Genomic DNA, 8,978 nt, shown 5'->3' on the forward strand with positions numbered 1-8,978 from the left:
GGCTAAAATTGAGCGTAGGCGTAGCCCGCACAACTCTTGGAGACGCTGCGCGTAGCTTGCTTCCACGAAGTGGTACGACATGGTTCGACTCCGCTCACTAGCCGCTCAACGACCTCGGGTGATGACGATTGCATCCAAGATATATAAGGAATACCGATTTCTCGGATATTGTGGTTAGTTAGGACTTACGCATTGACAGAAGTAATTAAATATGTATATGGATTTTTAGGCATTCAAGTTTGATTTTTTCACTATTAGTCAGCGATCGCTAGTGATCTAGAGCTAATAGCCAATAGCCTGAAACGACCAATTTTAGTTATACACATGATAGTTATTTTGTACAGTGCGTAAGTCCTATTAGTGTCTTGACCATCAATGCCACAAGCGAAAACCAAGCTTATAGGTATATATTGCAAGAAAACCCTTCCCTACGGAACGCTACGCGTAGCTTGCTTCTCCGAAGGAGTAGGGCAGAGCTACGGGTAAAAGATTTGGGTCTTGGGAACCAGGACTTCTGCCCTTGGAGGGATGTCAGACCAATAGAACTACGGAGTTCTCTTAGGTATTCCCGATGAATTGGGAGAGCTATGTCCGTCTAGACGGCGGGGTAGTTCACAAGGGTAATACAAGTCACAAGCTGAATATTATCAAAATATCAAGGGTAGATGGGGTAATGCTGGTTACAGTCACGAATTATAAATATTTATTATGAATGGGCATTGGGCATTGGGCATGGGGCATTGGGAAGAGGACTTGGGGACAAGGGGAAGGGAAAGACTTGTTGCAAGTTCTAACTTTTGTCACCTTTTCCCCCTGCCTCCCTTGCTCCCTACTTCCTGCTCCCCACTCCAGTTCAAGACGCTGGGAAAAATAACCGCAGGTAGCTAGACAAAATGGCTTCGCCGCTAAATAGAGTAATCACAGATCCTAAAGCCAGAAAAGGGCCAAAAGGCATCTTTTGTCCTAACCTTGGTAGCGATGTCTCTTGACTTGCGGTTTTGCGTCTACGCATAATGACACTGCTGCCAATTAACGCTCCTAGCACACAAGCAATAAAACTAGCCAAGAGCAAATATTTCCAACCTAACCAAGCTCCCATCATGGCTGCTAACTTGGCATCACCTGCACCCATTGCAGCTTTACCAAAAGCAATTGAACCCAATAGGGCGATCGCATCAAACAGCCATAAGCCCAATACTGCGCCAACTATCGCCATCATCAGGTGATTTACCAATGCCACGGAACTAGCCTCTGGTAAAAAACCAACCACCATTTGAAAAAAAATCCCCACCACCAAACCCGATTGAGTAAGTGGATTGGGTAGAGTCATTGTATCTAGGTCGATAAGCGATAGTGCCAATAACCAACTACAAAAAGCCCAATAGCCTATTGTTAAAGTTGAAACTTGGAATACCAAAAAAACTAGTAAAAAAATTATGCCCGTTACCCCTTCTACCACAGGATAACGGACAGCAATTTTGTTTTTGCAATATCGACACCGCCCTCTTAACGAAATCCAACCAAATACTGGTACATTATCGTAAGCTTTTAGCTGGTTTAAGCAGTGGGGACAACGAGAGGGCGGCCAAAGAATTGACAACCCAGCAGGTAGCCGATAAACAATAACGTTAATAAAACTGCCAATAGATGCACCCAAAGCAAAGACCATTACACTCGCCAAAATGGCGAACAAAATGTCCATACAGTCATTTGTCCTTTGTCATTTGTCATTAGTCATTTGTCCTTTGTCATTTGTCCTTTGTCAATAACTAATGACCAATACTTCGACTACGCCCTTCGGCTACGCTCAGGACAAGCTCAGTACAAGTGACTAATGACTAATGACCAATGACTAATGACTAATACATGTGCGATTCTATTTGACTCAATGGCACAAAACATTCTTGAGGTAAAAGAACTGGTTGGTTAGTGAAAATAACCTTACCTCGATGAGTTACACGATTAATTGCTACACCGGAAGGTTGCCCAGCTATTTCGGGATGTACTTCACAGTGAGTATAGTATATCTGCCCGGCGGCTCTGATTAGGGCGGGATCAATCAAAGGCGATTGGTTCTTTGGGGCGGTAAAATTTACTTGACCTTGTCGTAATGCGTACACTATCGACTGTTATTTGATTGCTAGATTTCCCTTTAGTCTACCCGAAACTTATAGCAAAGGTTGCCAAATTGCCCAAGTTGTATTATTTAATTATTTTCCTTCAAGAGCTAAAATCAGTGCATCGCCCATAGCGCGGCAACCTAAAAGGTTTTTTCCTGAAGAAATTATATCCCCAGTGCGATCGCCTTGTTCTAAAACTTGCAATACGCCTTGTTCGATGTGATCTGCCGCTTTTGGCTGGTCTAAACCGTACCGTAACATCATCGCCGCACTCAAAACCTGTGCGAGAGGGTTAGCTTTATCCTGTCCAGCAATATCTGGGGCGGAACCGTGGACTGGTTCAAACACACCAGGCCCAGAAGCACCCAAACTAGCCGAGGGTAACATCCCAATACTACCTGTGAGCATGGCAGCAGCATCAGAGAGAATATCGCCAAACAAATTGCCTGTAACGATGGTATCGAACTGCTTGGGAGCGCGTAATAACTGCATAGCAGCATTATCTACATATAAATGAGATAGTTCGATATCTGGATATTCTTGAGAAAGTTGGGTGATGCGATCGCGCCACAACTGAGATACTTCTAATACGTTCGCTTTATCCACCGAACAAAGTTTTCCACCGCGTTTGCGGGCTGCTTCAAACGCCACTCGTCCAATGCGTTCAATTTCCGATTCGGTGTAAACCATTGTATTTACACCGCGTTTTTCACCAGTTTCTGTGGCAAAAATTCCCTTGGGTTTACCGAAGTAAATCCCACCAGTGAGTTCACGCACCACCATAATATCCACGCCTTCCACAACTTCGCGTTTCAAAGTCGAGGCGTCGATTAGCTGGGGCAAAATTTTCGCTGGGCGCAAATTGGCAAATAATCCTAAACCTGCACGTAGTCCTAACAAACCTGCTTCTGGGCGTAAATTTGATGGTAGGGAATCCCATTTATAACCACCAATCGCTGCGAGTAATACAGCATCACTGTTACGACAGGTATCTAGAGTCGCAGATGGTAGGGGTTCGCCTGTGGTATCAATTGCTGCACCACCGATGAGGGCTTCTTGAAATTCAAACTTCAGATCAAATTGCTTCCCTACGACTTTTAGCACATCTACCGCCACTGCCATAATTTCAGGGCCAATGCCATCGCCGGGGAGTAGAGTAATGCGGTAGTTTTGGGTCATAGCTGATTATTACTAGGTAAATGCTTGTAGATCAAATATCATACCTAGCAAAATGTACCGATGGAGTTTTTAATTTATTTAGATGTGTGTTGTCTGAATCGCCCTTTTGATGATCAGACACAAGAACGGATTTTTTTAGAAGCCGAGGCAGTGCTTCGCATTTTAGCTATTATTCAAATGGGTGATTGGCGGTTGCAAGGAAGCGAAACCTTTGATGATGAGCTTCGGAACACTCCTGAAGGAGCAAGAAAACGGCAGATGCAGATTTGGGCTGCTTTAGCAATTAGTAAAGTGAATATAACTCAACAAATCGCATTTCGTGGTGGGAACTTGCCCAAATGGGCTTTAAAGACTACGATGCGTTGCATATTGCTTGTGCAGAAGTTAGCAATGCCGATGTTTTGCTCACAACTGATGACAGAATGTTACGTTTGGCTGCAAGGCACAAAGACTTGCTACAAGTGAGAGTAGAGAACCCGCTTCAGTGGCTCAGAGAGGTTGCAAATGATAAATGTTAGTAAGTTGACTCAAACTCAAATTCAGCAATTAGGAATAGATACGCTGAGTTTAGCTCTTGGCCCAGCAGGAATGGGGCTATTTATGCATCAATTTGATCTAGGCAGTGGTGATTACACGCGAGATAGGGATGAAATATTGGGAAACCCTACTATTGAGGAAATAGTTGCCCGAATCAAAGAAAGGCGGATCTCACAGGTTGAAAGTTCAGATGTTCTGCCCAAAGTTACAAATATGAAAATGCTATATGTAACTAAACTTACTCAACGTGAGATTAGGCAACTGGGAGTAGAAGCCTTAACAAAGGCTCTTGGCCCTGCTGGAATGGCAAGATTTATGCAGCAATTTGAAATAGGTAGTGGAGATTACACACGAGACAGGGATCAAATCTTAGGAAATCCCACTATTGATGAAATCTTTGCTCGCATTGAGGAGCGACGAAAACAGCAGGAGAAGGGCGAAAAGTAGAAAAGTTTTATGTGGTAGCGATCGCCTAGACTTGATAATCTAGATAATCGCTACGTTATAATCCGAAAAATTTTTAGTCTACTTGAGTAGACTTTAGCTATGAGCCGCTGAAATTCATTTCTGGGCGGGCGTGGAAGCCAACAGATAAGCGATTTTTAGCTTAAGTTGACACCAATGAGCAATGTGCTTTACCCCTACGATAGATGTGGTTCAAATACATGAAAACTGCTGTAAGTGTTAATCACAAGCCGCACCCCAGCAGCGATGGTAAAAGAATTAGCAATTTGCACCCGTGGACTAACTAAGCAATTTGACCGACACGTTGCTGTCAATGATGTTGATTTAGAAATCCAGGCAGGGGAAATATATGGACTGATTGGTATTTTTAGCTGAGTTGACTGTTCTAGCATGGTTAAACTTGCAGTTGACAAGGCAGGTTAGATTAGCAGGCGAATCTGCTACGAAAGCATTATTGGCAGAACGTTAGGTAAGTAGTTATCGATAAAGTTAGAACCCCGACTTCTCAAAGAAATCGGGGTTTTGTTTTTCATGAATAGTTTAAGACTGCTATATTATCTATTATTTGCCTACATTATCTGTTAATTTTTTTATTGACACAAGTATCACGAAAATCTAAAAATCATGTTAAATATCCCTACTCAAGACTTACGCCATACAGCAATCCATTTTTTAGAACAAAGTCCCCCACAGCGTCTACAAATTCTTAAACAACTGGGCATAGCTCGTTATGACTTTTTAACAAAAATCCGATTAAATGAAGCAAATATCATTTGTATAATGCGATTTTTTAAATATCCAGTTCAGTTAAAATTTCCTAATCTTATAGGAGCAGATTTATCTGGTTTAATATTAGATGGAGTAAATTTAATTCGCGGTAATTTATCAGGAGCAAATCTACAAAATACCAGTTTAGTTAATGCAGACCTCTTATTTGCAAATTTTACGAAAGCCGACTTGAGAAATGCAGATTTACGAGGTGCAACTCTGAATGAGACTATTTGGTTAGAGACTTTAGTAGATAAGTGTCAGCTTGGTGTAGGTACTGGTTTAACTGATTTGCAACGTCACGATTTACAACTAAGCGGAGCTAGATTCAATTCTTGAGAAAATGGTAATTAAAACACACAAAATTATAAGATTATTAAATTGAGATTGACCTGGATAAATTAATGAGTATTAAGTTGCCCCAAAAATTGATGTTGCTGGGTTCAGGAGAACTAGGCAAAGAATTTGCGATCGCTGCTCAACGTCTTGGTAATTATGTGATTGCCGTTGACCGCTACGCTAATGCTCCAGCTATGCAAGTTGCTGATGCTTATGAAGTTATTTCTATGCTCAGTGCTGATGATTTAGAAGCTGTAGTGACAAAATATCAGCCAAATATTATTATACCAGAAATTGAAGCAATCAGAACAGAAAAACTTCTGGAATTTGAACAGCGAGGGATTACAGTTATACCAACTGCGGCTGCCACTAACTATACAATGAACCGCGATAGAATTCGGGAACTGGCACATCAACAATTAGGCATTAGAACGGCTAAATATGGTTATGCAACAACTCTAGAAGAATTGATTGCAGTTTCTAATGAAATTGGGTTTGGTAATGTTGTGAAACCTGTGATGTCATCCTCCGGTAAAGGTCAGTCTGTAGTGCAGGATAAGAGTGAAGTTGAGAGGGCTTGGAATTATGCGATCGCTAATTCTAGAGGAGACAGTCAAAAGGTCATCGTAGAAGAATTTATTAACTTTGAAATTGAGATAACTTTACTGACAATTAAACAGTGGAATGCACCCACTATTTTCTGTTCTCCTATTGGTCATCGCCAAGAACGAGGAGATTATCAAGAATCGTGGCAACCCGCAGAAATTTCTGAAGAAAAGATATTAAAAGCTCAAGAAATAGCTATAAAAGTCACTGATGCGTTAGGAGGAGCCGGAATTTTTGGTGTTGAGTTTTTCATTACCAAAGACGAAGTGATTTTTTCTGAACTTTCTCCCAGACCTCACGATACAGGAATGGTGACATTAATCTCACAAAATCTCAATGAATTTGAACTACATTTAAGAGCTATTTTAGACTTACCAATTCCTCATATAGAACAGCTAGGAGCATCAGCTAGTGCAGTAATTTTAGCTTCAAACAAATCTGATTCCCTTGCTTTTAGTGGTGTGGCTGATGCTTTGTCAGAAAAAGATGTAGATATTAGATTATTTGGTAAACCTAATGCTCATCCATATCGGCGAATGGGCGTAGCTTTGGCGAAGGGTGTGAATGTCCAAGAGGCGAGGGAAAAAGCTACGAAAGCTGCAAGTAAAATTAAAATCATCTAGCTTTGTTAACTAAGTTGACTTACATCTTGTACCAGAACACCGAACAACTAGAAGTCGCGGCTATATAAGCGAAGTCTGCCTGCGCGGACTGACGAAAAATTAGGCGTTACATAATAAAGGGATGATTTTGCTAGTTTTGTAGGATGGACATTTTGCCCGTTCCTTGTATTTCCAGGCGGGTAGGATGCACAACGCAGTGGCTCTCCTACAAGAATCATTCCTTGTATTCAGCAACACCTAATTTATTTTGTGTAATTGACCTGTCCATGTCAATTTCCTATGTTGGCATCAATCAGAACCGAGAGCGCACTTTGAGCAAATGTTGCTCCGTTGGGTGACTGTTCGATTGTTGCCATTAAGCTGGCTCCTCCAATCAGCAGAAGGTACTGTTGCGAAAAGAATTCTGGATTTTTAACGCCAGCCTCAGCCGCCAAGCGCACAATAATTTGTCGAATCGACTCACGTAAGTCTACCGAAACCTGATGCGCTTTATGAGAGGCATCGGCAATTTCCAAAACAGCATTGATGAACGGACAACCCCGAAAATTGGGACTTGAGTACCACTCACGCAACACATCAAACGTTCCTAATAAACGTTCTTTGGGTGTAATACCTCGCTCTGAAACTGCATCCTCAAACCAGCACAACCACTGGATAGCCCGATATTTCATCACTTCCTCGATTAATAAGTCTTTGGAAGGAAACCAACGGTAAAGCGTCCGTTTAGCAACACCTGACGCTCCAATGACTTCATTAATACCGACATGCTGAATTCCCTTCTGGTAAAAGAGTTCAGAAGCCGTTTCCAGGATTTGTTGCCGAGCGTGACTTGATTCGGTAGTCATAGTTAAATGAGTAGACAATGTTGTCTCCTTTGAAATACAATAGCACCAACCTTTAGTAGACAACCTTGTCTACCTTTTTTGTACATTTGAGGCAACAACCAATGGAATTTACCATTTACACAATTGATACTGCGCCTGAAGACTCTAAAGCAGCATTAGTTCACGCACAACAAACCTTTGGGTTTATTCCAAATTTAGAGGGAGTTTTCGCCCAAGCACCTGCATTGCTCAAAGGTTCGATGGCACTATGGGATTTGTTTACTACGACAAGTTTCAGCCCAATTGAACAGCAAATCATTTATTTGACTGTGAATTATGAACATGAGTGTCACTACTGCATGGCAGCCCACTCCGGCTTGGCAAAGATGATGGGTATGAAGAGTGAAGATATTCAAGCGCTACGTGATAATACACCACTCAAAGAGCCAAAATTGCAAGCACTGCGCTGTTTTACGCAACGAATAATTCAAGCACGGGGTTGGGTTGAAGATGCTGAAATTCAGGAATTTTTAGCAGTTGGTTATGATAAGCAACAAGTACTAGAGGTCATTCTGGGCATAGCAATTAAAGTGATGCACAACTACACAAACCACATTGCTAAAACGCCTCTTGATAAACCATTTCAGCCATACATTTGGTCAAAGCCTGGAATCGAGAGCGTCAATAGCATTTGACGGAATTGTAAAGGCGTACTTCACAATCCTAAATCTACGGCAATGCGATGGGCACAAGCAAACCCAGAAAAAGCTACTGCATTCAATCCTTGACCCGGAAAGGTACTATCCCCTACGCAATAAAGTCCTGGAATAGCTGTGCGATTAAAGGGCATATTCAATAACCCCCACAGCTTGCGCCGGGGAATTGGCCCATAAGTGCCATCCTGACGACCCAAAAAGCGGCGATGGGTGCGGGGTGTCCCCACTTCCAGATAATCCAATCCAGCATCTAAGCCTGGAAAAATCTTCTCTAGGCGGTCAATAATTCGCCAAGCCGCCTCTTCTTTCTTCGCTTCGTACTCACTCGGAGAAAGTTTTTGCCAATCATCAATCCAGTGAGGCGTAAATGCGTGAATGATGTGATATCCACTTGGTGCTAAATCTGGGTCAAGCAATGTGGGAATCGAAACAAAAACTGTGCCTTCCACTGCTGTCATCTTTTCCCAATCTTCCAGCAAAATATGGTGGCACTCTGTCCCCGTAGGTAAAACTGACTCCTTTACCCCAATGTGCAAACTCAAGAAGCTTGGAGATTTTTGATAATTTTGTTGCCACTTTTTCTCATTATCTGGCATTTCTTCTGCTGGTAATAATTGTTCAAATGTATCCCAGCGTGTAGCATTAGAAACTATGTGTTTACCCCGATATACTTTACCATTAGCCAGTTGCACACCTACCGCTTTTCCCTGTTCTGTGAGAATTTTCGTGACTCTAGCTTGGTACTGAATCTTACCTCCAGCCTTCTCTAGACCTTCCACCAGTTTCTGGGCAATTTGTCCC

At 42.2% G+C, this 8,978-nt stretch carries 10 protein-coding genes and 1 pseudogene; 6 read left to right on the top strand and 5 right to left on the bottom strand.

Annotated features, from left to right (window positions below):
* Window positions 1-853 precede the first annotated feature (853 nt).
* From LC574_RS13315 to leuB, 3 genes are all read right to left on the bottom strand, one after another.
* Window positions 854-1,702, bottom strand: coding sequence for an A24 family peptidase (locus LC574_RS13315; protein WP_229453966.1), 849 nt, complete (start codon window positions 1,700-1,702; stop codon window positions 854-856).
* A 157-nt stretch (window positions 1,703-1,859) separates the two neighbouring features.
* Window positions 1,860-2,120, bottom strand: coding sequence for a hypothetical protein (locus LC574_RS13320; protein ID WP_229453967.1), 261 nt, complete (start codon window positions 2,118-2,120; stop codon window positions 1,860-1,862).
* A gap of 90 nt (window positions 2,121-2,210) precedes the next feature.
* Complete coding sequence (leuB, locus tag LC574_RS13325) at window positions 2,211-3,299, bottom strand: 3-isopropylmalate dehydrogenase (protein ID WP_229453968.1); 1,089 nt, start codon at window positions 3,297-3,299, stop codon at window positions 2,211-2,213.
* Window positions 3,300-3,637: 338 nt separating this feature from the next.
* Between leuB and LC574_RS39020 the strand changes: the two genes are divergently transcribed.
* From LC574_RS39020 to purT, 5 genes and pseudogenes are all read left to right on the top strand, one after another.
* Entirely contained in the window at window positions 3,638-3,817 is a 180-nt protein-coding gene (locus LC574_RS39020) for a hypothetical protein (protein WP_368736686.1), read from the top strand.
* Window positions 3,804-4,283 carry a hypothetical protein gene (locus tag LC574_RS13335; protein ID WP_229453970.1) on the top strand — a complete coding sequence of 160 codons (480 nt, stop codon included), beginning with the start codon at window positions 3,804-3,806 and terminating at the stop codon, window positions 4,281-4,283. The genes LC574_RS39020 and LC574_RS13335 overlap by 14 nt, the downstream gene beginning before the upstream one ends.
* A 264-nt stretch (window positions 4,284-4,547) precedes the next feature.
* Window positions 4,548-4,664, top strand: a pseudogene (locus tag LC574_RS13340) (ABC transporter ATP-binding protein); the annotation flags it as partial.
* 261 nt (window positions 4,665-4,925) lie between these two features.
* The gene (locus LC574_RS13345; protein WP_229453971.1) at window positions 4,926-5,408 is read left to right on the top strand and encodes a pentapeptide repeat-containing protein; all 483 of its coding nucleotides are present in this window, start codon (window positions 4,926-4,928) and stop codon (window positions 5,406-5,408) included.
* A 65-nt stretch (window positions 5,409-5,473) separates the two neighbouring features.
* A complete protein-coding gene (purT, locus tag LC574_RS13350; protein WP_229453972.1) occupies window positions 5,474-6,637 on the top strand; it encodes a formate-dependent phosphoribosylglycinamide formyltransferase in 1,164 nt (387 codons plus the stop codon).
* A 269-nt stretch (window positions 6,638-6,906) separates the two neighbouring features.
* Here purT and LC574_RS13355 read toward each other — a convergent pair whose 3' ends face one another.
* Window positions 6,907-7,482 carry a TetR/AcrR family transcriptional regulator gene (locus LC574_RS13355; protein ID WP_229453973.1) on the bottom strand — a complete coding sequence of 192 codons (576 nt, stop codon included), beginning with the start codon at window positions 7,480-7,482 and terminating at the stop codon, window positions 6,907-6,909.
* Window positions 7,483-7,583: 101 nt separating this feature from the next.
* Between LC574_RS13355 and LC574_RS13360 the strand changes: the two genes are divergently transcribed.
* Window positions 7,584-8,156, top strand: a complete 573-nt coding sequence (locus LC574_RS13360; protein WP_229453974.1) for a carboxymuconolactone decarboxylase family protein — start codon at window positions 7,584-7,586, stop codon at window positions 8,154-8,156.
* 20 nt (window positions 8,157-8,176) lie between these two features.
* On the opposite strand, the gene LC574_RS13365 is transcribed toward LC574_RS13360, so the two are convergent.
* The coding region (locus LC574_RS13365) for an FAD-dependent oxidoreductase (RefSeq protein WP_229453975.1) at window positions 8,177-8,978 on the bottom strand (802 nt) is incomplete at its 5' end.

The sequence above is a fragment of the Nostoc sp. CHAB 5715 genome, assembly GCF_020829685.1.
Classification (GTDB): domain Bacteria; phylum Cyanobacteriota; class Cyanobacteriia; order Cyanobacteriales; family Nostocaceae; genus Nostoc.

Bases quoted from the DNA above. Each gene is read 5' to 3' on its own strand.
- LC574_RS13315 (WP_229453966.1), bottom strand. From the start codon at position 1,702: ATGGACATTTTGTTCGCCATTTTGGCGAGTGTAATGGTCTTTGCTTTG.
- leuB (WP_229453968.1), bottom strand. From the start codon at position 3,299: ATGACCCAAAACTACCGCATTACTCTACTCCCCGGCGATGGCATTGGC.
- LC574_RS39020 (WP_368736686.1), top strand. From the start codon at position 3,638: ATGGGCTTTAAAGACTACGATGCGTTGCATATTGCTTGTGCAGAAGTT.
- LC574_RS13335 (WP_229453970.1), top strand. From the start codon at position 3,804: ATGATAAATGTTAGTAAGTTGACTCAAACTCAAATTCAGCAATTAGGA.
- LC574_RS13345 (WP_229453971.1), top strand. From the start codon at position 4,926: ATGTTAAATATCCCTACTCAAGACTTACGCCATACAGCAATCCATTTT.
- purT (WP_229453972.1), top strand. From the start codon at position 5,474: ATGAGTATTAAGTTGCCCCAAAAATTGATGTTGCTGGGTTCAGGAGAA.
- LC574_RS13355 (WP_229453973.1), bottom strand. From the start codon at position 7,482: ATGACTACCGAATCAAGTCACGCTCGGCAACAAATCCTGGAAACGGCT.
- LC574_RS13360 (WP_229453974.1), top strand. From the start codon at position 7,584: ATGGAATTTACCATTTACACAATTGATACTGCGCCTGAAGACTCTAAA.